The 25,886-nt window shown below is 67.0% G+C and carries 27 protein-coding genes; 24 read left to right on the top strand and 3 right to left on the bottom strand.

What is annotated here, in order from left to right; all coding sequences use genetic code 11:
• The first annotated feature begins 41 nt into the window (after positions 1-41).
• Positions 42-476, top strand: coding sequence for a cell wall hydrolase (locus ACVKN3_RS02290; RefSeq protein ID WP_036140981.1), 435 nt, complete (start codon positions 42-44; stop codon positions 474-476).
• Positions 477-644: 168 nt separating this feature from the next.
• Here ACVKN3_RS02290 and ACVKN3_RS02295 read toward each other — a convergent pair whose 3' ends face one another.
• Positions 645-1,112 (bottom strand): outer membrane lipoprotein, encoded by a 468-nt coding sequence (locus ACVKN3_RS02295; protein ID WP_285401568.1) that lies wholly within the window; start codon positions 1,110-1,112, stop codon positions 645-647.
• Positions 1,113-1,145: 33 nt separating this feature from the next.
• Complete coding sequence (locus ACVKN3_RS02300) at positions 1,146-1,745, bottom strand: glycine zipper 2TM domain-containing protein (protein ID WP_285401566.1); 600 nt, start codon at positions 1,743-1,745, stop codon at positions 1,146-1,148.
• A gap of 144 nt (positions 1,746-1,889) precedes the next feature.
• On the opposite strand from ACVKN3_RS02300, the gene ACVKN3_RS02305 reads away from it, so the two are divergent.
• The 18 genes from ACVKN3_RS02305 to ACVKN3_RS02390 all read left to right on the top strand — a co-directional run bounded on the left by ACVKN3_RS02305 (position 1,890) and on the right by ACVKN3_RS02390 (position 17,978).
• Positions 1,890-2,657 carry a TatD family hydrolase gene (locus ACVKN3_RS02305; protein ID WP_354512728.1) on the top strand — a complete coding sequence of 256 codons (768 nt, stop codon included), beginning with the start codon at positions 1,890-1,892 and terminating at the stop codon, positions 2,655-2,657.
• Positions 2,658-2,740: 83 nt separating this feature from the next.
• Positions 2,741-3,256 (top strand): MarR family winged helix-turn-helix transcriptional regulator, encoded by a 516-nt coding sequence (locus ACVKN3_RS02310; protein WP_285401562.1) that lies wholly within the window; start codon positions 2,741-2,743, stop codon positions 3,254-3,256.
• On the top strand, positions 3,253-4,713 hold the full coding sequence (locus tag ACVKN3_RS02315) for an efflux transporter outer membrane subunit (RefSeq protein WP_354512726.1): 1,461 nt from the start codon (positions 3,253-3,255) through the stop codon (positions 4,711-4,713). The genes ACVKN3_RS02310 and ACVKN3_RS02315 overlap by 4 nt, the downstream gene beginning before the upstream one ends.
• A complete protein-coding gene (locus ACVKN3_RS02320; protein WP_285401558.1) occupies positions 4,710-5,909 on the top strand; it encodes an efflux RND transporter periplasmic adaptor subunit in 1,200 nt (399 codons plus the stop codon). The genes ACVKN3_RS02315 and ACVKN3_RS02320 overlap by 4 nt, the downstream gene beginning before the upstream one ends.
• Positions 5,906-7,477, top strand: a complete 1,572-nt coding sequence (locus tag ACVKN3_RS02325; RefSeq protein ID WP_354512723.1) for a DHA2 family efflux MFS transporter permease subunit — start codon at positions 5,906-5,908, stop codon at positions 7,475-7,477. The genes ACVKN3_RS02320 and ACVKN3_RS02325 overlap by 4 nt, the downstream gene beginning before the upstream one ends.
• A 171-nt stretch (positions 7,478-7,648) precedes the next feature.
• Positions 7,649-8,152 (top strand): polyhydroxyalkanoate synthesis repressor PhaR, encoded by a 504-nt coding sequence (phaR, locus tag ACVKN3_RS02330; protein ID WP_036140967.1) that lies wholly within the window; start codon positions 7,649-7,651, stop codon positions 8,150-8,152.
• 87 nt (positions 8,153-8,239) lie between these two features.
• Entirely contained in the window at positions 8,240-9,643 is a 1,404-nt protein-coding gene (locus tag ACVKN3_RS02335) for an FAD-dependent oxidoreductase (protein WP_354512721.1), read from the top strand.
• Positions 9,640-10,269, top strand: a complete 630-nt coding sequence (ccmA, locus tag ACVKN3_RS02340) for a heme ABC exporter ATP-binding protein CcmA (protein ID WP_354512719.1) — start codon at positions 9,640-9,642, stop codon at positions 10,267-10,269. The genes ACVKN3_RS02335 and ccmA overlap by 4 nt, the downstream gene beginning before the upstream one ends.
• Positions 10,266-10,952: a heme exporter protein CcmB gene (ccmB, locus tag ACVKN3_RS02345; protein ID WP_354512717.1), complete on the top strand. Its 687-nt coding sequence runs from the start codon at positions 10,266-10,268 to the stop codon at positions 10,950-10,952. The genes ccmA and ccmB overlap by 4 nt, the downstream gene beginning before the upstream one ends.
• A gap of 66 nt (positions 10,953-11,018) precedes the next feature.
• Positions 11,019-11,789 carry a heme ABC transporter permease gene (locus ACVKN3_RS02350; RefSeq protein WP_354512715.1) on the top strand — a complete coding sequence of 257 codons (771 nt, stop codon included), beginning with the start codon at positions 11,019-11,021 and terminating at the stop codon, positions 11,787-11,789.
• Entirely contained in the window at positions 11,786-11,986 is a 201-nt protein-coding gene (gene ccmD, locus ACVKN3_RS02355; protein ID WP_354512713.1) for a heme exporter protein CcmD, read from the top strand. Before ACVKN3_RS02350 ends, ccmD begins: the two co-directional genes overlap by 4 nt.
• Complete coding sequence (ccmE, locus tag ACVKN3_RS02360) at positions 11,970-12,455, top strand: cytochrome c maturation protein CcmE (RefSeq protein WP_285401546.1); 486 nt, start codon at positions 11,970-11,972, stop codon at positions 12,453-12,455. Before ccmD ends, ccmE begins: the two co-directional genes overlap by 17 nt.
• A complete protein-coding gene (locus ACVKN3_RS02365) occupies positions 12,452-14,410 on the top strand; it encodes a heme lyase CcmF/NrfE family subunit (protein WP_354512711.1) in 1,959 nt (652 codons plus the stop codon). The genes ccmE and ACVKN3_RS02365 overlap by 4 nt, the downstream gene beginning before the upstream one ends.
• Entirely contained in the window at positions 14,407-14,952 is a 546-nt protein-coding gene (locus ACVKN3_RS02370) for a DsbE family thiol:disulfide interchange protein (RefSeq protein WP_354512709.1), read from the top strand. The genes ACVKN3_RS02365 and ACVKN3_RS02370 overlap by 4 nt, the downstream gene beginning before the upstream one ends.
• Positions 14,949-15,458, top strand: a complete 510-nt coding sequence (locus ACVKN3_RS02375; protein ID WP_285401541.1) for a cytochrome c-type biogenesis protein — start codon at positions 14,949-14,951, stop codon at positions 15,456-15,458. Before ACVKN3_RS02370 ends, ACVKN3_RS02375 begins: the two co-directional genes overlap by 4 nt.
• Entirely contained in the window at positions 15,455-16,147 is a 693-nt protein-coding gene (locus ACVKN3_RS02380) for a tetratricopeptide repeat protein (RefSeq protein WP_354512707.1), read from the top strand. Before ACVKN3_RS02375 ends, ACVKN3_RS02380 begins: the two co-directional genes overlap by 4 nt.
• Before the next feature lie 56 nt (positions 16,148-16,203).
• On the top strand, positions 16,204-17,310 hold the full coding sequence (metX, locus tag ACVKN3_RS02385; protein ID WP_354512705.1) for a homoserine O-acetyltransferase MetX: 1,107 nt from the start codon (positions 16,204-16,206) through the stop codon (positions 17,308-17,310).
• 89 nt (positions 17,311-17,399) lie between these two features.
• On the top strand, positions 17,400-17,978 hold the full coding sequence (locus ACVKN3_RS02390; protein ID WP_354512703.1) for a cysteine dioxygenase family protein: 579 nt from the start codon (positions 17,400-17,402) through the stop codon (positions 17,976-17,978).
• A 417-nt stretch (positions 17,979-18,395) separates the two neighbouring features.
• On the opposite strand, the gene ACVKN3_RS02395 is transcribed toward ACVKN3_RS02390, so the two are convergent.
• On the bottom strand, positions 18,396-19,061 hold the full coding sequence (locus ACVKN3_RS02395; protein WP_285401533.1) for a response regulator: 666 nt from the start codon (positions 19,059-19,061) through the stop codon (positions 18,396-18,398).
• 190 nt (positions 19,062-19,251) lie between these two features.
• Between ACVKN3_RS02395 and ACVKN3_RS02400 the strand changes: the two genes are divergently transcribed.
• The 5 genes from ACVKN3_RS02400 to ACVKN3_RS02420 are packed head-to-tail and all read left to right on the top strand — an operon-like array spanning position 19,252 to position 25,883.
• Entirely contained in the window at positions 19,252-20,526 is a 1,275-nt protein-coding gene (locus tag ACVKN3_RS02400) for an HlyD family efflux transporter periplasmic adaptor subunit (RefSeq protein ID WP_285401531.1), read from the top strand.
• A complete protein-coding gene (locus ACVKN3_RS02405; protein ID WP_285401529.1) occupies positions 20,523-22,664 on the top strand; it encodes a peptidase domain-containing ABC transporter in 2,142 nt (713 codons plus the stop codon). Before ACVKN3_RS02400 ends, ACVKN3_RS02405 begins: the two co-directional genes overlap by 4 nt.
• Positions 22,665-22,666: 2 nt before the next feature.
• Positions 22,667-23,245 carry a hypothetical protein gene (locus ACVKN3_RS02410; RefSeq protein ID WP_285401527.1) on the top strand — a complete coding sequence of 193 codons (579 nt, stop codon included), beginning with the start codon at positions 22,667-22,669 and terminating at the stop codon, positions 23,243-23,245.
• Between the two features lie 32 nt (positions 23,246-23,277).
• Positions 23,278-24,183, top strand: a complete 906-nt coding sequence (locus ACVKN3_RS02415; protein ID WP_285401525.1) for a dienelactone hydrolase family protein — start codon at positions 23,278-23,280, stop codon at positions 24,181-24,183.
• The gene (locus ACVKN3_RS02420; RefSeq protein ID WP_285401523.1) at positions 24,180-25,883 is read left to right on the top strand and encodes an outer membrane protein assembly factor BamB family protein; all 1,704 of its coding nucleotides are present in this window, start codon (positions 24,180-24,182) and stop codon (positions 25,881-25,883) included. The genes ACVKN3_RS02415 and ACVKN3_RS02420 overlap by 4 nt, the downstream gene beginning before the upstream one ends.
• Positions 25,884-25,886: the final 3 nt, after the last annotated feature.

Consider the following 25,886-nt stretch of genomic DNA (forward strand, 5'->3'; position numbering starts at 1 on the left):
ACGCCGCAAGTGACGGAAAAGCTCGTTGGAGGCAGATACACATGAAACTTTCCGCTTTGCTCTGGATGGCGTCCGTCCTCCCGAGCCACCTTGCCGACCAGACGTGCCTGGCGACGACGGTGTACCTGGAAGCACGTAGCGAACCGACCATCGGCCAGTACGCCGTGGCCGAAGTCGCCCTGCGACGCCGCGATCGCGGCATGGGCGGCGAAAAAGTGTGCGACGTGGTGTCGGCACCGCATCAGTTTGCGATCACCACCACGCCGAAGGATTTCGAGATCACCGACCTCGTGTCGTGGTCCAAGGCATGGAAGGTGGCAGGCGACTCCCTCAACAACTGGAGCCTGCCCAAGAGTGAACGACTCGTTTATGTTCCACAGGCCGATCATTTCGCCACCGCCGCGGTGATACCGAGCTGGTCCGCCAGCCGCATCGTGCGCAAGATCGGCGACCACGCGTTCTACGCCGTCAACTGACACGGCGGACAAACCGGCGGGGGAAAAAGGAATCCGAGCGGGCAGCTTGGGATTCCCGGGAAAAGGGGCCCTCGGATGAGGGTCTTTTTTTGCCCGGAGAATTGTCTAGTCCAAAGAAAAAGCCCGCTTTCGCGGGCCTTTTCTTTGGACGTCCATACGGCTAAACGATCAACGCCTGTAGACGTGGTCGCCTCGCACCTCGACATAATCGCCACGACGAAGCTGCGGGTCTTCCACCTGCGTTACGGTGGCCCAGCGCCCGTCGTCCAGGCGGATGCGGACACGGAACGCCACATCGTCGCCACCGTTGCGCTTGCCCACCTGGTTGCCGACCAGACCACCGACGACGGCACCGCCCACGGTAGCCGCGGAGCGGCCGTCACCCTTGCCCACCGTATTGCCGAGCAGGCCGCCGGCGACGGCGCCGATGACCGCACCCAGCGGCGAGGAATCGCGCTGCGTATAGACCTGCTCGACGTCCTGGACGACGCCGCACTGGTCGCACCCGCGGGGCGCACCCTGGTAAACGACGCGATCTTCCCGGTACACGCGACGCGGCTGGTCGTAGCACGCCGTCAGGGAAAGCGTGGCGATAGCGACGGCGACGAGGCCGGACTTACGAACGATGCTGTGCATGATGGCGCCTTGGGATAGACGAGGGATGAAGGATCAACGCGCGTCGGAGACGACCGACACACCTTCCTGCACTTCGACACGATCGCCCGGGTCGTGGTCCATGCGCACCGTGCGGGTCACGCCGTTGTATTCGTAACGCACGTCGTACGCCACGATCTTGTCACCCGCCGAGCCTGCCACCGTGTTGCACTTCCTGACCGTGGCGGTGGTGGTGTTGGTCTCCTGGCGACGCTCCTGGATCTCGTGACCGGCGTAGCCGCCACCGACCGCACCCGCCACCGTGGCCAGCGTACGGCCCTTGCCGCCGCCGATCTGGTTGCCCAGCAGGCCGCCCGCCACCGCCCCGATGGCCGTACCGGCAATCTGGTGTTCGTCGCGCACCGGCACATGCCGGGTCACGACTTCGTCGTGGCACTCGCGCTGCGGCGAAGAAGCCGCCTCGCGCACCGGGTCGACACTGACCACGCGACCGTACTTGGGACCGGCCGGAGCCGGTGCGGCGGCGCCCGGTGCCGCAGTGCCGTCGCCACGGTAGGAGACGTCAGCGTTCGCATCGCGGTTGCAGGCCGAAAGACCACACACCAGCGCCGCGCCCAATGCCACATTCAGGACGGAAATCTTCAAGCTGTTCATCACCTTACTCTCCTGAAAAAGGTCTACGACCTCGATGGCGCACGAGCCCCATCACCCGAAAGTCGCCCTCGGATCACATTTGACATTCGTTAAACTGAATGCCGCCTTAGACTGACCTTCGCTTCATTCAGGGATAACACCCACATGCTCGATCTGGTGGATACCCACGCACACCTGGACGATGCCTCTTTCGGCGCCGACGGCGATGAAATATACGCACGCTCGGCGCAATCCGGCGTGCGGCGCTGGGTGGTGCCCGCGATCGACCGGTCCAACTGGGAGGCCGTCCATGCCCTCGCCCGCGCCCGACCGGGTGTGTCCGCCGCCTTCGGGCTGCACCCCCTGTTTGTCGATCGACATGAGGACCGCCACCTCGCCGAGCTACCGGCATGGCTGGAAGGGCGCGGCGCCGTCGCGGTCGGCGAAATCGGCCTCGACGCCTACGTCGACGGCCTGGACTTCGCTCGACAACGGACGATCTTCCTGCGCCAGCTGGAGATCGCCAGGGAGCACGACCTGCCGGTGATCGTGCACGGGCGTCGGGCGTTCGAGGAGGTGATCCATACCTTGCGGCGCGTGGGTGGCCTGCGCGGCGTGGTGCACAGCTTCGCGGGCAGTGAGGAACAGGCGCGGCAGCTGTTCGACCTGGGCTTCCACCTCGGTATCGGTGGCCCCGTGACCTACGAGCGTGCCGCGCGCATCCGGCGCGTCGTCACCACGATGCCGCTTTCGTGGCTGCTACTGGAAACCGATGCACCGGACCAGCCCTGCGCCGGGCACCGCGGCGAGCGCAACGAGCCGGCTTTCATGCTCGAGGTGCTGGATACAGTCGCCCGACTTCGGGGTGAAACGCGCGAAACCATTGCCGCGGCGACAACGGCCAATGCATCGGCGCTGTTCCGCCTGTCCTAGGCTGCGGCCCACGGCTCCCCGCTTGCGCCCTACCCGGTTGCTTGCTAGGCTAATAATTCACCAGCGAACTATTATCCAGCGAAATGACCAGTCTCAAGCCGTGCGTCGACGCTTTGTACGAAGGGATTGATCGCGTCGCCGCGATCGTTCCGGGTATACCGCGCCGCGAGGTGCTCCTGATCCGCCTCCTGCTGCTGACCGGCGAGGCACTGCGCCGGGAGGTGCAGGCACGGCTCGATCCGTACGACATGAACGACAGCGATTTCCGCACGCTGATGATGCTGTATTCAGCGGAAGACGGCCGTTCCACCCCCGGCGAGCTATGCACGCTGGCCGAGCAGAAGCCGACCAACATGACCCGCATCACCAACCTGCTGGCCAAACGGGGGCTCATCACCCGCTCCCACGCCACGCACGACCGGCGCCAGGTGATGCTGACGATCACCGCCGAGGGTCGGCGGTTCGTGCTCGAACTCCTACCACCGATGTTCCCCGACCTGGTCGCCCGCTTCACCTGCTTCAGCGACGCGGAACGCCTCACCCTCGAAGGCCTGCTGAAAAAGCTTGCCCTGCACATGGATACATCGGACAGCCCATGAACCGAATCCCGTCCCGTCCCGCCGCACTCGCCGGGGTGATCGCCATCGCGCTCGCCGCGTGCCACGTGCCGGCGAAGATCGACCGCCCCGCGCTCCGCGACGACGTGCCGCTGGCCGGCCTGGTCACCGACCAGCGCCCCGGCTGGCCGGCCGCCGAGTGGTGGCGCGCCTACGGTGACCCGCAGCTGGACACGCTGATGACCATGGCGCTGCGCGGCGCGCCGGACCTGGCCCAGGCGAAGACGCGCGTGGACAGCGCCCAGCAGGACATCCGAGTCGCAGCCGCGCAGGCCGGCCTGCGCGTAGACGGCAGCGCCCAGGTGGCGCGCCAGCGCATGAGCGAGCACGGCCTGATCCCGGCGCAGTTCCTCGGTTTCACCTGGTACAACCAGGCCGACATCGGCATCCAGGCCAGCTACGATTTCGACTGGTGGGGCAAGAAGCGCTTCACCCTCGAATCCGCCATCGACAGCGCGCGGGCGGCCGAAGCGGAACGCTCCGCATCGTCGCTGGCCATCCAGGCGATGGTGGCGGACACGTATTTCGGCTGGTTGGCGGACACCTCGCGTGTCGCCCTCGCCGACCGCCTGATCGCCGCCCGCGAGCGCGCCCTGCGCATTGCCGAGCTGCGCGTGAAGCAAGGCGTGGACGTACCGGACACGGCACAGCAGGCACGCGGTGAGCTATCCGGCGCGCGCCAGCAACGTGTCGCGCTGCAAGGCTCGGCCGATATCCGCCGCGCGGCCCTGGCCACGCTGGTCGGCGTGTCACCCGCTCAATTGCCCCCGTTGCTGCCGCGTCCACTGCCCGTCGTCGGCACCGGCCTGCCGGCCAACGTCGGCAGCGACCTCATGGCCCGCCGTCCCGATATCGCCGCCAGCCGCTGGCAGGTGGAAGCGGCCCTGCGCCGCACCGATGCCGCGCGCGCGCAGTTCTTCCCGGACATCAGCCTCACCGGCATGGCCGGGCTATCCAGCATCGACATGGACAAGGTGTTCTCCGCGGACAGTCGGGTCTTCGCGCTGACGCCTGCGCTTCACCTGCCGATCTTCGAGGGTGGCGCACTGGAAGCGAACCACGGCGTCAGCCGCGCGCAGCTCGCGGCCGCCGTGGCGCAGTACAACGCGACCGTCGTATCCGCCGCGCGCGACGTGGCCACCCAGGCCCTCAGCGCCCAGCAACTGGCCGCACGGCGTACGCAGCAGGCCGAGCAGATCGACGCCGCAAACGCGTTGCTCGCCAGTGCCAGGGCGCGCGCCGCGCGCGGTGTACGCGACGACCGCGAGTCGCTCGCCGGCGAAGCCGCACTGGTCCAGCAGCTGGACGCGGATGCGGCACTGCAGGGCCAGGCCCTTTCCACCGACATCGCCTTGATCAAATCACTCGGCGGCGGCTATCGCGCCGAACCGACCGACACCCCTTCCACGCCCCGCACGAACGGAACCCCGAGCCCATGAGCGCCAACCCGACCGATACGCCGCGCCCCCAGGACGAAAGCGGCAACGCGCCCAAGAACAAGCGCAAGCGGAACCGCGCGCTACTGATCGCCCTGCTGGTCTTCATCGTCGCCGCCGTGGCGTGGTTCCTGTTGTGGATGTTCGTCTTCTCGCTGCGCGAAACCACCGATGATGCTTATGTCGGCGGCAACCAGGTGGGCATTTCCGCCCAGGTGCCCGGCATCGTCACCGGCGTGTTCGCCGACGACACGCAGCGCGTCAACGCCGGCCAGGTGCTGGTGCGCCTGGACGCTACCGATGCCGACGTGGCGCTGCGCAAGGCCAGCAGCGCGCTGGCACAGGCCGTGCGGCAGGTACGCCAGCAGACCCAGTCGTCCGCCGGCGCGGACGCCGCGCTGGGTGCGCGCCGGAACGACCTCAAGCGCGCGCAGGACGATCTGCGCCGCCGTATTCCCCTGCTCGCCGAGAAAGCCGTGGCGCCGGAAGAGGTGCAGCATGCCCGGGACGCGGTGGACAGCGCGCAGTCCGCGCTGGAAGCGGCGCAGCGCCAGGCCGATGCCTCGCGCGCCCTGATCGACGGCAGCGACGTGGCGTCCAATCCCGCCGTGGACCAGGCACGCGCCAACTTCCGCCAGGCCTGGGTGGCCGCGCAGCGCAACGCCATCGTCGCGCCCATCGACGGCTACGTCGCCCAACGCAGCGTCCAGCTCGGCAACAGCGTGCAGCCGGGCCAGCAGCTGATGACGGTCATTCCGCTGCACGACCTCTGGGTGGACGCCAACTTCAAGGAAAGCCAGTTGCGCCATGTGCGCATCGGCCAGCCGGCCCGCATCGAAGCGGACATCTACGGCGGCGGTGTCGAGTACCACGGCAAGGTGATCGGCCTGGGCGCGGGCACCGGCAGCGCGTTCTCGCTGCTGCCGGCGCAGAACGCCACGGGCAACTGGATCAAGGTGGTGCAACGCATCCCCGTGCGCATCGCGCTCGACGCGCGCGACCTCGACAAGCATCCCTTGCGCATCGGCCTGTCCACGGCGGTCACCGTCGATATCTCCCATGATGACGGCGATGTCCTGGCGAAGTCGCCGGCCACGACACCGGTGGCGCAGACCTCCGTCTATGACGACGTGGCCGCCAAGGCCGACGCCGCCGCCGATGCCATCGTGCGCGACAACCTCGGAGCGAGAGTGCCTTGAGCGACGCGCCCGCCCTCACGGATACCGCCCCCGCCCGCGGCGGCCCCAAGCCGCTGCAAGGCGGTGCCCTGGTCCTGCTCACCATGGCCGTCGCGTTCTCGACGTTCATGGAGATCCTGGACATGACGATCGTCAACGTGGCCGTGCCGCACATCGCGGGCAGCCTCGGCGTGAGTTCCAACGAAGGCACCTGGGCAATCAGTTCCTACGCGCTGGCCAGCGCCGTGATGCAACCGCTGACCGGCTGGATCGCCAAGCGCTTCGGCGAAGTGAAAACCTTCTGCGTCTCCGTGGCGTTGTTCGTCGTGTTCTCGATGCTGTGCGGCCTGGCCACCAGCATGCCCATGCTGGTGGTGTTCCGCCTGCTGCAGGGCGCGGGTTCCGGCCCGATGGTGGCGTTGTCGCTGTCGCTGCTGCTGGCCAGCTACCCGAAGGAGAAGCAGGGCATCGCCCTGGCCATGTGGGCGATGACGGTGGTGGTGGCCCCCATCTTCGGGCCCATCCTCGGCGGCTACCTCACCGACAACTTCTCCTGGCCGTGGATCTTCTACATCAACGTACCCGTCGGTGCGGCGGCCGGCGTCATCACGTGGGCCATCCTGCGCACGCGCGAGACGAAGACCGTGCGCGCGCCGATCGATTCGGTGGGGCTGTTCCTGCTGGTGGTCGGCGTCGGCAGCCTGCAGTTCATGCTGGACAACGGCAACGACCACGACTGGTTCGCCTCGCCGCTCATCCTCACGCTGGGCCTCGTGGCGCTGGTGGCGCTGACCTTCCTGGTCATCTGGGAGCTGACGGCGAAATACCCCGTGGTGGACCTGTCGCTGTTCGCGCGGCGCAACTTTGCGGTGGGCGTCAGCGCCCTGTCGCTGGGCATGCTGGGGTTTTTCGGCATCACCGTGGTGTTTCCGCTGTGGTTGCAGACCACGCTGGGCTACACGGCCACGTGGGCGGGCCTGGCCACGGCACCCGTGGGCATCCTCGCCTTCCTGATGTCGCCCATCATCGGCAAGAACATCCAGCGACTGGAACTTCGCTCGGTGGTGACCTTCGCCTTCCTGGTGTTCGCCTTCACCGCGTTCTGGTTCTCGACCTTCACCAGCGGCGCATCGTTCGCCACCCTGGTGCTGCCGCGCTTCGTCATGGGCATCGGCATCGCGTGCTTCTTCATCCCGCTGAACCAGATCTTCCTGTCCGACCTGCGGCCCGACCAGATCGCCGGCGCCTCCGGCCTTGCCAACTTCTGCCGCACGCTGGCCTCGAGCGTGTCCACCGCGCTCACCGTGACCATCTGGCAGCATCGCGGCGAAGCCCACCATGCCTCGCTCACCGAGTACGTCAATCCGGCCTCTCCGGCCACCATGGCGTACGTGGGCCGCCTGCAATCGCTGAACCTGCATGGCGCATCGCAGCGCGCCGTGCTCGACCAGGTCGTCAACCGCGAGGCGCTGACCCTGGCCGTGAACGACGTGTTCTGGCTCTGCGGACTGCTGTTCCTGGCGCTGATCCCGATCCTGTGGCTGGCGAAGCCGCCGTTCGGCAGTGCCGCGGGCGCCGCCGCGCACTGATGAAAAGGCGGCGCGCCCCATCCGGCGTGCGCCGCGCGAACGGCGATCATGCTGCGCAACATTAAATTGCGGTTATTTAAATCGTTCCAATCGGAAAGGTGAAGAACGCAAACGATTGCATGGACTTATGGCAACTGGTGCGGCGCAATACCTCGTGGTAGCTTTCGCCGCATGGCACAAACCCTACGCATCATTAAGAAGTATCCGAACCGTCGTCTCTACGATACGGAAATCTCGAGCTATATCACGCTGGAAGAAGTCCGCCAGCTGGTCCTCGACGGGGAAACTTTCGAGGTCCGCGACGCCAAGTCCGGCGAAGACCTGACCCGTTCGGTGTTGCTGCAGATCATCGCGGAGCACGAGGAACACGGCCAGCCGATGCTCTCGCCGCAGCTGCTCTCGCACATCATCCGCTTCTACGGCGATTCGCTGCAGGGCTTCATGGGTCCCTACCTGGAGCGCAGCCTCCAGGTGTTCCTCGACCAGCAGCAGCAGTTCCGCACCCAGCTCAACAGCCTGATGGGCCAGACTCCCTGGTCCATGCTCAACGAGATGACCGAGCGCAACCTCGACGTGTGGAAGTCGATGCAGCGCGGCTTCCTCGACGCAGCCACGGCCAAGCCGGCCGAGCCCGTCGCCGCGCGCCAGGCGCGCGCCGGCAAGAAAGCCGGCTGATCCATCGCGTCGTCCGGGCTTGCTCCCGGCGACGCGGCGGCGCACGATGCGCTGCCTTGCCCTATCGCGCTGCGACAACAGGCCGTCATGCCCCGTAACGACATCGCCGTGGTCGGCGCCGGACTGGTCGGCGCCATGGTGGCCACGCTCCTGACCCAGCGCGGATTTCGCGTCAGCGTGTTCGAAAAACGTCCCGACCCGCGCCGGGCCGGCGTCCAGGGGGGGCGCTCGATCAATCTCGCCCTGGCCGAACGCGGGCTGCACGCCCTGCGCGCCACCGGGCTGGCCGAACAGGTGCTGGCGCAGTCGGTGATGATGCGCGGCCGCATGGTCCACGATCCGGCCGGCCACAGCGCCCTCCAGCGCTATGGCGCGGACGACTCAGAGGTGATCTGGTCGGTCTCTCGCGAGGGGCTGAACGGCCTCATGCTCGACGCCGCCGAGGCCGCGGGCGCCACCTTCCACTTCGGGCAGGGCCTCGAGTCCGCCGACCTGGACGCGGGCAGGCTCATGCTGCGCAGCACGGACGGCACGCAGCGCAGCATCGATGCGCCGGTGGTCATCGGTGCCGACGGTGCCGGTTCCGCCCTGCGTGCGCAGATGCACCGGCACGCGCCGCTGGGCGAAAGGGTCGAGGAGCTCGGCCACGGCTACAAAGAACTGGAGATCCCCCCCGGCAGCGACCCGTCCGCGCCGTTCGCCATCGAGCCCCACGCCCTGCATATCTGGCCGCGCGGGCATTACATGTGCATCGCGCTGCCCAACCGCGAAGGCAGCTTCACCGTCACGCTGTTCCTGCCCAACGAGGGGGAGCACCCCAGCTTTCGCAGCATCGCCGGTGCCGGTGCGGCCGAGGCCTTCTTCCGCGCCGACTTCCCCGACGCGCTGGCGCTCATGCCGACCTTCGCCCACGACTGGGCCGCCCATCCGGTGGGCATGCTGGCCACGCTGTACCTGGATCGCTGGCACATCGGCGGCCATGCGCTGCTGATCGGCGACGCCGCGCACGCCATCGTGCCGTTCCACGGCCAGGGCATGAACTGCGGCTTCGAGGATGCCGCCGAGCTGGCCGACCTTTTCGCGGCCGACCCGACCGATCCGGCCGCGGTGTTCGCCGCCTTCGAAACCCGGCGCAAGCCGAACGCCGACGCCATCGCACGCATGGCGCTGGAAAACTACGTGGAGATGCGCGACAAGGTGGCCGACCCCGTGTTCCTGCGCAAGCGCGAACTGGGCGCCCTGCTGACCGAGCATTGCCCGTCGCACTACCTGCCGCGCTACCGCATGGTCACCTTCACCCACCTGCCCTACGCCTACGCGCTGGAGCGCGGCCAGGCGCAGGACACGCTGGTCGAGCAACTGCTCAAGGGCCACAACAGCGTAGGCACGGTCGATATCGAGGCCGCCGTGCGTGCCCTGCAGGCCACCCTGCCGCCCCTGCCCGCCGAAGCGTTCGAGCGCGGCCTTCGCCCGGCCCTGGGCGGCGCATGACGGCGTCCGCCGCGGTGCTGCTGGAAGCCCGTTCGTTGTGTTTCCTGCGCCAGGACGAGCCCGTGTTCGGCCCGGTGGATTTCGCGTTGCGCGCGGGCGAGATCGCCCTGGTGGAAGGCGACAACGGCAGCGGCAAGACCACGCTCATGCGCGTGCTCACCGGCACGCTGCGCGCCGCATCGGGCGATGTCCTGCTCGACGGGGCGAGGTTTTCGCTGGATACGGTCGCTGGCGCCGTGGTGTTCCTGGGTCATCACCCGGGGCTCAAGGCCGACCTGTCGCCGCGCGAGAACCTGCACTTCGCCGTGGGCCTCTACGGGGTACGCACCGGTGCCGACGTTGACGACGCCCTGGCCGAGGTGGGCCTGGCGGGCTACGAGGACGAGGCCGTGCGCCGCTTGTCCGCCGGGCAGAAGAAGCGCGTGGCGCTGGCCCGGCTGCTCATGCTTCCCGCACGGGTGTGGCTGCTGGACGAACCGTACGCCAACCTCGACCGCGAAGGCATCGCGCTGGTCAACCGCCTGCTCGACGGCCATGCGGCCCGCGGTGGCGCGGCCCTCGTCACCAGCCACGGCGCGGTGACGTTCGCGGGCGACGCCCTGCGCCGCATCCGGCTGCACGCATGACGCCGGGAAGCACACCGGCGGCCTGCGCGGCACTGCTGCGGCGCGACCTGACGCTGGCCTGGCGCCGACGCGGCGACATCGCCCTGCCCGTGCTCTACGCGATCATCGTGGCTACGCTGTTTCCGTTCGCCCTGGGGCCGGACCCGGCGCTGCTGGCCCGCATCGCCGCCGGCGTGGTGCTGGTCACGGTGGTGCTGGCGATCCTGCTTTCCCTGGATACCCTGTTCCGCCCGGACATCGAGGACGGCTCGATGGAACTGCTGATGCTGGCGCCGCAACCCCTCGCGCTGCTGGTGGCCAGCAAGATCCTGGCGCACTGGATCGTGTCGTCGCTGCCCCTGATCATCGTGGCGCCGCTGATCGCCGGCATGCTGAAACTGCCGCCGGCCGCCATGCCGGTGCTGTTGCTCACCCTCGTCCTGGTCACCCCGCTGCTGTGCTTGCTCGGTGCGATCCTGGTCGCGCTGACGGCCGGCTCGCGACGCTCTGGTATGCTTCTGGCGCTCATGTTGCTGCCGCTGTGCGTGCCGGTGGTGATCTTCGCCGCCGGGGCTGTGGCCGCCGCGCAGGAGGGTCTGCCCTGGATCGCGCCGGTCGCCTGGCTGGGCGCCGGCCTGGTCATGGCCCTCGTGCTGGCGCCGCTGGCCTGCGCGTCGGCACTTCGCATCGCGATGGATTCGTGATGCATGCAACCGTCGGGCACGGAATCCGGACTCACCCCTTCTCGCACCAAACGGCAACGAGGATCGATGGCTAACTGGGTTCCCCTCTGGCTGCACCGGCTCGGCTCACCCCCCGTGTTCTACCGCTTCGCGGGCACGGTGCGTCCGTGGGCCCTGGGCCTGGCCGTGCTGCTGGGCGCCGTGGCGCTCTACGGTGGCCTGTTCGTGGCGCCGGCCGACTACCAGCAGGGCGACGCCTACCGCATCATCTTCATCCACGTGCCCAGCGCATGGATGAGCCTCTTCATCTACGGCGTCATGACCCTTGCCGCGTTCATCGGCCTGGTCTGGCGGATCAAGCTGGCCGAAACCGTGGCGATGGAATCCGCGCCCGTCGGCGCGGCATTCACCCTCATCACCCTGGTCACCGGCTCGCTCTGGGGCAAGCCGATGTGGGGCACGTGGTGGACCTGGGACGCGCGGCTCACCTCGGAACTGGTGCTGCTGTTCATCTACCTGGGTATCGTCGGGCTCTATCGCTCGTTCGAAGATCGGCGCCAGGGCGCGCGTGCCGCGTCCTTCCTGGTGCTGGTGGGTGCGGTGAACGTACCCATCGTGCATTTCTCGGTGAACTGGTGGAACACGCTGCACCAGGGCGCCACCATCCGCCTGCTCGGCCCCTCGCATATCGACGCCAGCATGCTCTGGCCGTTGCTGACCATGATGGCCGCCACCAAGCTCTACTACGTCGCCAGCCTGTTCGCACGTGTTCGCGCCGAACTGGTCGTGGCGGAAGGCGGCAAGGCCTGGGTGCGCGACATCGCCCTGGGCACCACCACGCAGGATGCCACCGCATGACACCGGACCTGTCGATGGGCGCCTACGGCGTCTACGTGTGGACATCCCTCGCCGTCTTCCTCCTGATCCTCCTGTTCGACACCCTGGCCCCGCTGGCCAGGCGTCGACGCAACCTGCGCGACCTGCGCGCGCGTCTCGCGCGCCAGGAAAACCGCCGCCGTCCCGGAACCGCTCCCCGTAATGAACCCCACCCGTAAACGTCGTCTCGCCATCGTCGTGTCGGTGCTCCTCGCCGCCATCGTGGCCGTGGGACTCACCGTGTTCGCCTTGCAGCGGAACATGAACTACCTCTTCACTCCCAGCCAGGTGCAGCAGGGCCAGGCCACCCAGTACGGCAACTTCCGCCTCGGCGGCATGGTCAAGGCCGGCTCCATCCAGCGGGCGAAGGACAGCCTCAAGGTCAGTTTCATCGTGGTCGACGCCGATGGCGCCATGCCCGTGGAATACACCGGCATCCTTCCCGACCTGTTCCGCGACAACCAGTCGGTGATCGCCACGGGCCGCATGGACGACGCGCGCTTCATCGCCAGTGAAGTGCTGGCCAAGCACGACGAGAACTACATGCCGAAGGAACTGAAGGACGCCATGGCCAAGGCACACGAGAACCGCAAGATCGACGACAAGGCCATGGGCGACAAGGCCATGGCACCGGGTACGCCGGAATGATCCCGGAGCTGGGCCAGTTCGCGCTCGTCCTCGCGCTGCTGCTGGCGCTGGCCCAGGGCATCCTGCCGATCGTGGGCGCCTGGCGCGGCAACGCGGCGCTGATGGCCGTGGCCCGCCCGGCCGCGGTGGGGCAGGCGTTGTTCGTCTTCCTCGCCATGGGCGTGCTGATCCACGCGTTCCTGGCGTTCGATTTCTCGGTCGCCTACGTGGCGGACAACTCCAACCTCGCCCTGCCCTGGTACTACCGCGTCACCGCGGTCTGGGGTGCGCACGAGGGCTCGATGCTGCTGTGGGTGTTCATCCTCAACGTGTGGTCGCTGGCGCTGGCCTTGCTCAGCCGCCACCTGCCCACGCCCTTCGTCTCCCGGGTGATCGGCGTACTGGGCCTGATCGGCGTCGGCTTCCTCGCCTTCATCCTGTTCACCTCCAACCCGTTCCTGCGCGAGCTGCCGATGCCCGGCGACGGCGGCGACCTGAACCCGGTGCTGCAGGACCCGGGGATGACCTTCCACCCGCCCGTTTTGTACATGGGCTACGTCGGTTTCTCGGTGGCCTTCGCTTTCTCCATTGCCGCCTTGCTTGGCGGTGAGCTGGAACAAGGCTGGGTGCGCTGGGCGCGCCCGTGGACCAACGTGTCCTGGGCATTCCTCACCATGGGTATCGTCGCCGGCAGCTGGTGGGCCTACGCGGAACTGGGCTGGGGTGGCTGGTGGTTCTGGGACCCCGTCGAGAACGCCTCGTTCATGCCCTGGCTGGTGGGCGTCGCGCTGATCCACGCCCAGGCCGTGACCGAGAAACGCGGGTCGCTGCCTGCGTGGACGATCCTGCTGTCGCTGTTCGCGTTTTCCCTGTCGTTGCTGGGTACCTTCCTGGTCCGCTCCGGCGTGCTCACCTCGGTGCACGCCTTCGCCTCCGATCCACGCCGCGGCCTCTACATCCTCGGTTTCCTGATCGTGGTGATCGGCGGCTCGCTGCTGCTGTACGCAGTGCGTGCGCCCAAGGTGGCGACGGGCAAGCCGTTTGCCGCGCTGTCGCGCGAGACCGGCATCATGGTCGCCAACCTGCTGTTCACCACGGCGGCGGCCATGGTGCTGCTGGGCACGCTGTTTCCCCTGATCGGCGATGCACTGAACCTGGGGCGCATCTCGGTCGGGCCGCCGTACTTCGGTTTCCTTTTCGTCGCGCTGATGGCCCCGGCGATTTTGCTGTTGCCGTTCGGGCCGTACCTGCGCTGGGGTCGCGCCGAAGGTCGCCAGCTGACCGCGATGGCCGCGCGCGCCGCCGTCGCCGCGGTGGTCTGCGCGATCGTCGCCGCCGTGTTCGCGGCGGGACACGCACGGGCGATCGCCGGCGTGGCCGGGGCCACCTGGGTGGCCGTGGGCACGCTGTCCTACGTGATCAAGCGCTGGCGCGAGATGCCGCGCGGTCGCCGCTATCCCGCCGAGATGGCCGGCATGCTGGTGGCACACACCGGCGTCGCCGTGTTCCTGATCGGCGTCATGCTCTCCGAATCGCTGAGCGTGGAGCGCGACGTACGCATGGCACCGGGCGACACCCAGTCCATCGCCGGCTATGTCTTCCGCTTCGACGGCGTGCACGAGACGCAGGGCCCGAACTGGCGCGCCGACGAAGGCACGGTCACCATCCAGCGCGACGGCGCCACGCTGGCCACGGTGCGACCGCAGAAGCGCACCTACTCGCGCGGGCAGGTGCAGACGGAATCGGCCATCGATGCCGGCCTGTTCCGTGACATCTACGTCGCCCTGGGCGAGCCGATGCAGGTCACCGACGTCGAAGGCGCGTGGGCGCTGCGGCTGTACTACAAGCCGTTCGTGCGCTGGATCTGGCTGGGCGGACTGATCATGATGCTGGGCGGCTTCCTGGCCGCCGGCGACCGCCGTTTCCGTGCGAAGAAATCGCCTGCCGCGTTGCCGGGCACGGGGTCGCCGGCATGAGTCGCCTGATGCCCCTGTTCGTCTTCCTGGCGCTATGCGGCCTGTTCGGCTTCGGCATCTGGTGGAACACGCAGCACGACCAGCACGAGATCGTCTCGCCGCTGATCGACAAGCCCGCGCCCGCGTTCTCGTTGCCCGTGCTGGGCGAGCCCGATCGCCACGTCGACAAGGCCTCGTTGCTGGGCAAGCCGTATTTCCTCAACGTGTTCGGCAGCTGGTGCATCGAGTGCGTGCACGAGCACCCGGTCCTGTCCAGCGAGGTGAAGGCCCTGGGCCTGCCCCTGGTCGGCCTCAACTACAAGGACGACCCGGCCGACGCGACGGCGTGGCTCGGCGAGCACGGCAACCCGTTCGACATGGTGATCGCCGACCGCGACGGTCGCGTCGGCATCGACTTCGGCGTCTACGGCGCACCGGAAACCTTCCTGATCGACGGCAAGGGCGTGATCCGCTACAAGCACGTCGGGCCCATCACCGCCGATGTCGTCACCCACGAATTCCGCCCCGCCCTGCAGGCGCTCTCCCACGAGACCGCCCCATGACCCCAAGCCCGCACCCGCACTCGCTCGGTAGGAGCGCACGATGTGCGCGATGGCTCCGTGCCTCACTATCCAAGGCCACGCTAACCCTGCTTTTGTTGCTCCTCACCCTCCCCACCCTGGCCCAGGCCATCCAGCCCCTCCCCTTCCGCGATCGCGCCGAAGAAGTACGCTTCCAGACACTGAGCGCGGAACTGCGCTGCCCGATGTGCCAGAACGAAACCCTGGCCGACTCCAACGCGCCCATCGCGCACGACCTGCGCCGGCAGATCTTCGAGATGATGCAGGCCGGCAAGACCGACGCGCAGATCAAGGCCTTCCTGGTCGAGCGCTATTCGGATTTCGTGCTCTACGAACCGCCGGTGTCGCCGAAGACCTGGCTACTCTGGTTCGGCCCGTTGCTGGTGCTCGCCCTGGGCGGCACGCTGGTCGCCGTCCAGGTGCGCCGCCGCGCACGCCAGCATGCCGGCGGCGAGATGCCGGCCCACGATACCGGGGACGACTGGTGAGCACCGTGTTCTATCTCCTCGCCGCCGCGATGCTGCTCGTCGCCCTGGCGCTGATCCTCGTTCCACTGGTTCGCCAGGGCCGCCTGCACGGGCGATCGCGTGGCATCTTCGCGCTGGTGCTCGCGCTGGCCGTGCTGCTGCCGCTGGCCAGCGCCGGCCTTTACCGGCTGGTGGGAACCCCCTCGACGCTGGACGGCGTGGCGCCGCCCCGGGACATGGACGTCAACGAGGCCATCGCCGCGTTGCAGGCCCGCCTGAAGGCGCACCCGGACGATGTACCGGGCTGGCTCCTGCTGGGCCAGACCTACGCCATGCTCAAGCAACCTGCGCAGGCACGCGATGCTTATGGGCATGCCCTGGATACCGATGCCCATAACGGCGCGGCCATGGTCGGCTGGGCGGAAGCGGATTCGCTGCTGCGCGACGATCACCGCATCGTCGGCCGCGGCTTCGACCTGCTGCAGGCGGCCGTGTCCGCCGATCCGCAGAACCAGAAGGCGCTCTGGCTGCTCGGCATCGCCCAGTTCCAGCAACAGCGTTTCGCCGAAGCCGCTGCCACCTGGCGCAGCCTGCAACCGCTGCTGGACCCGGACTCCAACGTCGCCCACGCCGTGGCCCAGCAGATCGCCGAGGCCGACAAGCGCGCCGGCGCCGGTGATGTCGCACCGGCACCCGCCTCGTCACGCTGACCTGGCGCCAACGGTGACCATGGCAGCATCGACTGCCTCCAACGAAGGAACGACCCATGGGTGACGCCCGCCGCTACCACGCACTTTCCTCACCGTTCCGCATGAAGCGCGGCGGCGAACTGCACGGCGCGTGCGTTGCCTACGAAACCTGGGGCACGCTGGCCGCGGCACGCGACAACGCCATCCTCATCCTCACCGGCCTCTCGCCCAGCGCGCATGCCACGTCCAACGACGACGATCCCTCCCCGGGCTGGTGGCAGGAGATGATCGGCCCCGGCAAGGCGTTCGACACCGACCGCTGGTTCGTCGTCTGCGTCAACTCGCTGGGCAGCGACAAGGGCTCCACCTGTCCCGCGTCGATCGACCCCGCCACCGGGCAGCCCTATCGCCTGACCTTCCCCGAGCTTTCGCTGGAGGACGTCGCCAACGCCGCGCACGAGGTCGTCGTCGCCGGGCTGGGCATCGAACGCCTGGCCTGCCTGGTCGGCTGCTCCATGGGCGGCATGAGCGCGCTGGCGTACATGCTGCTGCACCCGGGCACGGTGCGCACGCACATCAGCGTGGACACGGCCCCGCAGGCACAGCCGTTCGCCATCGCCATCCGCTCGTTGCAGCGCGAGGCCATCCGCCTCGATCCGCACTGGAACGGCGGCAACTACGACGATGAAGCCTGGCCGGAACACGGCATGAGCATCGCGCGCAAGCTCGGCGTCATCACTTACCGTTCCGCGATGGAATGGAACGGCCGCTTCGCGCGCATCCGCCTGGATGCCGAGCAGCGCGAGGAAAACGAGCCGTTCGGTTTCGAGTTCCAGGTCGAGTCCTACCTCGAAGGCCATGCCCGGCGTTTCAATCGCCAGTTCGATCCCAACAGCTACCTCTACCTGTCGCGCGCCAGCGACTGGTTCGACATGGCCGAGCACGGCGAAGGCGACGTCATGCGCGGTCTGGCCCGCATCCATGTGCAGCGCGCGCTGGTGATCGGCGTCAGCACCGACATCCTGTTTCCGCTGGAGCAACAGGAAACCATCGCCCGTGGGCTGGAGGCGGCCGGTGCCGCGGTTGAATTCGTGGCGCTGGATTCGCCCCAGGGCCACGATGCGTTCCTTGTGGACATCGCCAGCTACAGCCAGGCCATCGGTGGTTTCCTGGGAACCCTCTGAGGCTTCGTGACGCTGGCGCGCAACGCGCCCTGCTATCATGGAAGGTGTCGGGCACCGCCACGCCCTATCCGCCGCCAGAGGTAAAACGCATGATCACGGTCGACTTCCCCGGCAGCCGCAAGCTCATCGATGCGATCGACGCGTCCGTCGTGCAGCCGGATACCCCGGCCATCACCGACACCCTGCGCAATGCGCTGTGCCGGCTGATCCGCTCGCAGGAGGTCATCCTGCCCGCCTGCGTTTTCGAAGCCGCCGGCGACCACTACGCCCGCCGCGAGCTCTACCGCAGCGACGAACACGGTTACAGCGTGGTCGCCATGACCTGGGGGCCCGGCCAGGGCACCCTGATCCACGACCACAGCGGCATGTGGTGCGTGGAGGGCGTCTGGAACGGCGCGCTGGAAATCGTCCAGTACGAACTGCTCGGCCATGAGGCGGAGCGCTATCAATTCCGGCCCGTGGGCTCGATCCAGGCCGGCCCGGGCTCCGCCGGCAGCCTGATCCCGCCGCACGAATACCACACCATCCGCAATCCCAGTGACGATGCCGTCGCCGTCAGCCTGCATATCTACTCCGGCCGCATGACCCAGTGCGCGGTGTTCAATCCCGAGGGCGACAACTGGTACCAGCGTAACGAGCGCAAGCTGGGTCTCGACCAGATCCATTGAATCCCGCATAATCCACGTGTTGTAACGTTTTGCGTCGGCCCGAGTGGTGAAACTGGTAGACGCAGGGGACTCAGACCATAAATTGAGCCCTCAGGGGGAAACCCCCGAGGTGAAGCCCGTCAAACTCGGCGAAGGCCCTGGACGCAAGTCCGAGCTAATACCGAGCCAAGCCCCGGCATCGAAAGGTCCGGCGGAAGGTGTAGAGAGCAGACGGCGGGCACCTAAGGCAAAGCGGTTCAACGCGGCGCTACGGTGAAGGCGTGCTCCAGACCACGAACGTCGCTTTCGCAAGGAAGTGTCGGCGGCGAAAGCCGAAGTGGTACGAAAATCCCCCGCCGCAAGGCGTGCCGGTTCGATTCCGGCCTCGGGCACCAAACATGAAAACCACTTCCGTCTTGCGGGGGTGGTTTTTTTTCGTCAGTTCGCGTGTTCGAGGCGATAGCCTTCGCCGCGCACGGTACGCACCATCACGCTGGCGCCCAGCTTGACGCGCAGGCGCGACACCTGCATCTCCACGGCGTTGATGGACGAGTCGCAGTCCCACGATGCGATAGCGTGCAGCAGTTTTTCCTTGCTCACGACATGACCCACCCGCAACGCCAGCGATTCCAGGACGCACCATTCGCGACGGGTCAGTTCGACCGGCACCTTGTCCACGGATGCCATGCGTCCGGAAAGATCCATGTGAAGTCCGCCCACGCGCAGCTCGGAGCTGGCCAGCGTACGCACGCGCCGGACCACCACACGACAGCGCGCCGCCAGTTCCAGCAGGGAAAACGGCTTGACGAGGACATCGTCGGCGCCCAGATCCAACGTCACGATGCGATCGGAAACGCAGTCGCGTGCAGCCACCATCACCACCGGCAACATATTGCCGGATTTGCGTAGTGCCTTGAGGAAACCGTTGCCACCGTCTCCAGGCAGGCCTGTATCGACCACCGCCAGATCGAAATCGCCTACCGCCAGCGATGCCCTCGCCTGCTCCGCGGAAACGACATGTTCCACGGTAAATCCTTCGTCGGTCAGGCCGCGGCGCATGGCAACCGCGAACGTCTCGTCGTCGTCGACCAAAAGAATTCGCATCAGGCCCCCGCCCGCAAGACATCGTCGAGGGCCGCAGCATAGCGCAGCAAATCGTAAATTCGACACCGACAGATTCAAGAAAGATTCGCGTCAGAATCCCGTCAGGAAGTCGCGGCATCATCGAAAAAAGGGGATCGATTCCGCCAGCGATTATCCGTGCTTGCGCGAAGACCGAAGGGATGGATGGGACATGGAAACCTCGCTTTTTCGCAAGCAACTGACCGACGCGGGCAGCCAGGAGTGGTTGGGTGTCGTGCGCCTGGCCACGCCAGTTTCTACCCAGGTATGGACGGTGTTCGCCCTGGTGCTCGGGGCTGCCATCCTGACGTGGTTGTTCACCGGTCATTACACGCAGCGTGTCCACGTGACAGGCCTTCTGGTCCCGCGGGCCGGCCTGATCGGCATCACGGCGAACAGCGTCGGCATCGTGGATCGCGTGGCGGTGGTGGAAGGCGACCGCGTGACGAAGGGCCAGCTGTTGGTCGCCCTGTCCGGGGAGCGCACCAGCAAATCGCTCGGCAATACCGCGGCCGGCGTAAGCCTGCAATTGCAGCACGAAGCCGTCAGCCTGTCGCAGGACATCCGTGACACGCTCACGCTGCAAGGCAAGCAGGCCGACGACAATCGTACGCAGCAGGGTTTGCTGAAGGGCCAGCTGGCGCAGATCGATGCGCAGATCGTCATCCAGAAAAAACAGATGGCACTCGTCCAGGAACTCGTGACCAAATGGTCGGGCCTGGTATCGAAAGGCTATATCTCCTCGTTGCAGGTGGAGCAGGAACAATCCGCGCTGCTGGCCGACGAATCCCAGCTGAAGTCGTTGCAGCAGCAACGCTACAGTACACAGCAGCAGGTGACCGCGCTGGACGACCAGCTCACCCAGTTGCCGCTGGCCGTGTCGGCCAAACTCAACGAACTGCGCCGACAGCTGTCGCAGATCGAACAGGCCCTGGCGCAAAACGAGGCCAGTCGCGCCAGTGAATTGCGTGCACCCTCCAGCGGCATCGTGTCGTCGGTAACGGTCAAGCCCGGCGCGTCCGTGGCCATGGGGCAACCGTTGCTGTCGATCGTGCCGGACGGCTCCAACCTCCAGGCGCAGATCCTCGTGCCAAGCCAGGCGGTCGGTTTCGTGCACCCCGGCACCGATGTCACGCTCCACTACCCGTCGTTTCCCTACCAGAAGTTCGGCCTGCAGCATGGCGTGGTGACCAGCGTGTCGCGCAGCGCGCTCACGCCCTCGGAAGTCACGCTGCTGCTGGGCGGCGGCACGTCGCCCTCGCCTGATTCCCTGTACCTGGCCCACGTGGACCTGAAATCGCAGAGCGTCAACGCCTACGGCCACGACGAACCCCTGCGCCCGGGCATGGCGCTGGAAGCCGACATGCTGCTGGACCGACGACGCATCGTCGAATGGATCTTCGAGCCGCTTTACGGCATGGGCCATCGCTGGAGCAACGGCGCGTGAGCGACGGGCTGCACTTCGGGCGCGAACGCGCGCTGCCCAGCGTGCTACAGGCGGAGTCGGCCGAGTGCGGCCTGGCCTGCCTGGTCATGATCGCGGCGTACCACGGGCACCAGACCGACCTTCCAGCCATGCGCCGACGGTTCACGTTGTCGCTCAAGGGCATGACCGCGCGCCGCCTGCTCGACATCGCCCACACCCTGGGCCTGCAATGCCGACCGCTGCAACTGGAGATGGAAGAACTGGCCCAGTTGCAGACGCCTTGCGTGCTGCATTGGGACATGGACCACTTCGTCGTGCTGCGCCATGTGGGCAAGCGGAAGGTCGTGATCCACGATCCGGCCGTGGGCGTGCGCACGCTCAGTGCGGCCGATGTGGCGCGGCACTTCACCGGCGTGGCGATCGAGTTTTCCCGGGGCCCGACGTTCCAGAGGCAACAGGCGCCCCCGCCGGTATCCCTGCGCTCGCTGGCTGGCTCGGTCCGCGGGTTGGGGCGCGGCCTGGTTCAGATCTTCGGTCTGGCGCTGGTGCTGGAATTGTTCGCCCTGCTGGCGCCGCTGTTCATGCAGTTGGTCGTGGACCAGGTGATCGCCGACGGCGACCATGACCTGCTCACGTTTCTCGGCTTGAGTTTCGCCCTGCTGATCGTGCTCGAGACGCTGGTCTCCGCGCTGCGCAGCTGGACGGTGATGTGGTTGAGCACGCACTTCAACCTGGGCTGGACCGGCAACGTCTTCGCGCACCTCATCCGCCTGCCGCAAGCGTATTTCGGTTCGCGCCACCTGGGTGACATCGTCTCGCGCTTCGGCGCCATCGACACCATCCAGCAGACCCTGACCACGCGCTTCGTCGAGATCATGCTGGACGGCCTGCTGGCCAGCGTCACGCTGGTGGTGCTGTTCATCTACAGCCCGTTGCTGGCGGCGGTCACCATCGGCGCCGCGGCCATCTACGCGGGCCTGCGCCTGCTGTATTTCAGGATCTATCGCGAGGCCAACCTCAGCCAGATCACCGTGAGCGCCCGGCAGCACAGCCGGTTCCTCGAAGCGGTACGCGGCGTACAAACCATCCGCCTGCACAACCAGGAAGCGGCGCAGACCTCGCGTTACCTCAACGCGGCGGCGGAAACGCTCAACACGTCGATCGCCGTGCAGCGCCTGGACATGCTTTTCACCGCCCTGCAAGGATTGGCCACGGGTGGCCAGCGGCTGGGCGTGCTCTGGATCGGTGCATGGCTGGGGCTCAAGGGCCAGTTCACCGTGGGCATGCTGACGGCCTTCGTAGCCTATGGCGACCAGTTCAGCAGCCGCGTCGCCAGCCTGATCGACTACACCATCGAGTTGCGCATGCTGCGGCTGCAGGCGGAGCGACTTGCCGACATCGTCCTCACCGCGCCCGAGGCCTATGCCACCAGCGAACACGTAGGCCCCTTGCCCACGGCGGGGGTCGCTTTCCAGAAGGTGGGCTTTCGCTACGCCGAAGGCGAACCGTGGATACTGCGCGAGTGCAGCTTCGAGGTGCGGCCGGGCGAATCGGTGGCCATCGTCGGACCCTCGGGCTGCGGCAAGAGCACCCTGATCCGCCTGCTCCTTGGCTTGCTCGATCCACAGCAAGGCAGTATCGAGATCGGTGGCATGGACCTGCGCCGGCTGGGCAAGGCCACGTATCGCTCGATGACCAGCAGCGTCATGCAGGACGACCAGCTGTTCACCGGCTCCATCGCCGAGAACATCAGCCTGTTCGATGCCCTCGCCACGCAGGACGACATCGAAGCCGCGGCGCGCATCGCCGGCGTGCACGACGATATCGTCGCGATGCCGATGGGCTACCACAGCCTGGTCGGCGACATGGGCTCGTCCCTGTCAGGCGGGCAACAGCAACGGCTCTTCCTCGCGCGCGCCCTCTATCGTCGTCCGCAGATCCTGGTGCTGGACGAGGCGACCAGCCACCTCGACGTGGCCATGGAGCGCCAGCTCAACCAGGCGATCAAGGCCTTGAACATCACGCGCATCGTCATCGCGCATCGTCCGGAGACCATCGCCCACGCCGATCGTGTCCTGGAACTCGTCGACGGCGCAATACGCCCACGCGACGCGGCCGTTGCGCCGCCCGCCCGCTTCATCCACGAATCCACGAGGTAACCATGGTGTCGTCGCCGGAACCGTCATCCCTGAAGGTCGTCAACCACTTCCTCGACGTGGCGCAGGTGCCGGCGCTCATGCCGGGCCAGGCCAGCTGGTCGTACGGCATCTACCCAGGCCTGCTGGGAGACACCCATCCGTCGTGGCACACGCACCTGTGCGGTAGCCGCAATCCGCTGGAACGGGCGATCCACGACGACGTGCTCAACGCCACGCCAGGCCTGCAGGCGCTCAACGAGATATGGGTGCACATCCGCGAAGAGCTGGCGCCGGACTACGGCCTGGTGCGGGCCTATGCCAACGGCCATACGTACGGCATGGACGGTGAGGCACATCACACCGCGAAGCCGTCCGACCACGAACTGGTCGCGCTGGTCTATACCAATGCGGAATGGAAGGACGGCTGGGCGGGTGAAACGGTCTTCTACGATGCGGCGCGCGAATGCATTTCCGTCCGCCCGCGGCCCGGTCGGCTGCTGCTGTTCGACGGATCGATCGTGCGTGCTTCGCGGGCGCCCGCGCGGGAGTGCCCCACGTTATGCACGACGTTGTCGTTCCATATGCGACGCATCCGCCGCTGACCGGCGGGATGCCCTCCAGGATGAACACGACGATGCGACACAGTCCATGCACCCTTTCGCTGCTGCTCGCGACACTTTGGCTCGGCGTCGCATCGGGGCCGGCGGCGGCGGCGGCGGAACACATCGCTTCGCTGCATGGCGACGAGGGCGATGCGCTGCACATTCCGATACGCGACGACACCGGCCAGGCGTGGACGATGCAGGGACGCCTGTGCCGTCCGGAAGGCGTGACGCGTCCACGGCTGGTGGTCATCAACCATGGATCGCCCCCCGATGCGGCGGATCGTCCCCACATGACGCTGGCCAACTGCCGGGCGGAATCCGTGCAGTGGTTCATGCAACGGCATTACGCGGTCGTGCTTGCGCTGCGGCTGGGCTATGGCGCGACGGGCGGCCCGTGGACGGAAGGCTACGATGGTTGTGACAACGCCGATTACTACAAAGCAGGCATGGAGACCGCGCGCCAGATCAAGACCATCGTCGATTTCGTGACGGCACTGCCTGGGTATGCGCCCAGCGGCGTGGTCGTGGTGGGCCAGTCCGCCGGCGGTTGGGGCACCCTGGCCTACGACAGCATGCCGCATCCGCAGGTGGCCGCCTTCATCGACATGGCCGGTGGGCGCGGCGGTCACTTTCACGGCACGCCGAACACCAACTGCCATGCCGACAGGCTGGTGGAGGCCGCGCGTCGCTTCGGGACGACGGCCAGCACGCCGGTGCTGTGGATCTACACGCCCAACGACAGCTATTTCAACCCGGAACTGGTGACGTCGATGTACCAGGCATTCACCCAGGCGGGCGGCAAGGCGCAGCGCATCATGCCCGCCGCGTATGGCGACGACGGGCATCACCTGTTCTTCGGGCGCGGTGGCTCGGCCACGTGGGGGCCTCCCATCGAGGCCTTCCTCGCCACGTCTAACGCGTCGGCTTCGCCATGACACCCCTCGTTACACCCACCGCGGAATCGACGATGACCATCGAGGCGATCAGGAACACCATCCAGGCGATCGGACTGCACACGCAGGCGGAAAACATTCCGCTGATCACGAAGAAGGGCGGCGCCTATACCTGGCTGTTCGACCTGCGTCGTGTGTTCATGCAACGCGACACCCTGCTCCAGATCGCGCATGCGTTCTGGGAGCGCAACGCCGCGCGCGAGCCGTTCCAGCTTGGCGGCCTGGAAACCGCGGCCATCCCGTTGCTCACGGCGCTGATGCTCACCGCACCCGCGGAACGGGGCCCGGTCAACGGCTTCATCATCCGCAAGGATCGCAAGACCACCGGCATGGGTAACGCGATCGAAGGCGACGTGCTCGACCTGCCGATCATCCTGGTGGACGATTCGCTCAACTCCGGCAGCAGTGCGGAAAAAGCGCGTACCGTGATCGGCATGGCGGGGCACCGTCTCGCGGAGATGTTCGTGGTGGTGGATTTCGTCTCCCGGGCGGGCCTGGCCTGGCGCGACACCCACGGCATCACGGTGCAGACCTTGTTCACGCTGAAGGACTTCGACCTTCCCGACGACGTGCGCGCGCCCTTTCCCACCCAGACCTATCGCGAACTGTGGCGAACCGCGACACCCGGAGGCTTCGCGTTCCACGTCGTTCCCAAATCGGCGCCGCTGCTGGTCGACAACCTCATCTTCCGCGGCTGCGACGCCGCGAAGATGCAGGCGTTTTCCGCCGAGACGGGCGGCCTGGTCTGGGAGTACGCGGTCACCGGTGCCGCGTACACGAAAAAAGGCATATGGTCCTGCCCCGCCTACCACGACGGCCGGCTTTATTTCGGCGCCTACAACGGCACGGTCTATTGCCTGGACGCGCACAGCGGCGAGGAAATCTGGACTCACCCCGACGGGGAGTGGGTCGGTGCATCGCCGCTGGTCGTGGCCCGGCACAACCTGATCTGTGTCGGCGTGGAATACGTGCGCCCCTGGGCCCAGGGCAGCCTGGGTGCCTACGACATGGATACCGGCGAGAAGATCTGGGAACACCAGGTCGAGAAACTGCAACACGGCTCCCCCGGCTACTGGCAAGGCGGCGACCTGGTCATCTGGGGCAGCGCCGATCACGAGACGCTGGCGCTGGAAGCCAGGACGGGCCGCATCGTCTGGCGTTTCCCCACGCGCCGCTCCGTGAAATACGCGCCCGCCGTGGACGAGGCGCGCAAGCTCACCGCCTTTGCCTCGTTCGACAAATCGATCTACATCCTGGATGTCGAAACCGGTGAAAAACGTGGCGAGTGGAAAACGGACGAAATCTGCTACACGACGCCCCTGTTCGCCGGCAACAAGCTGTTCTGCGGCTCGGGCGACCGGCACCTGTACGTGATCGATGTCGACACCATGCAGCTGGTGGCGAAGATCAACCTGCGCTCGCGCGTCTATGCCTCGCCGCGGCGGATCGGCAACCGGATCATCGTAGGCAGCAACGGCGGCAAGGTCTACGAGATCGACATCGACACGTTGCAGGTGAAAGGCATCCTGCAACTTCCGGATGCGGTGACCAACGGCGTAGCGGTTTCGCCCGACGGTCGGCGCATCTTCGTCTCGACCTATATGAACCACCTCTATGCCTTCGAGCGTCCGGACGATGCCGTGCAAGGCACGCAGCCACACGATCTGCGTGCCGTGTCGTAGCGC

Source organism: Luteibacter sp. PvP120, assembly GCF_054055715.1.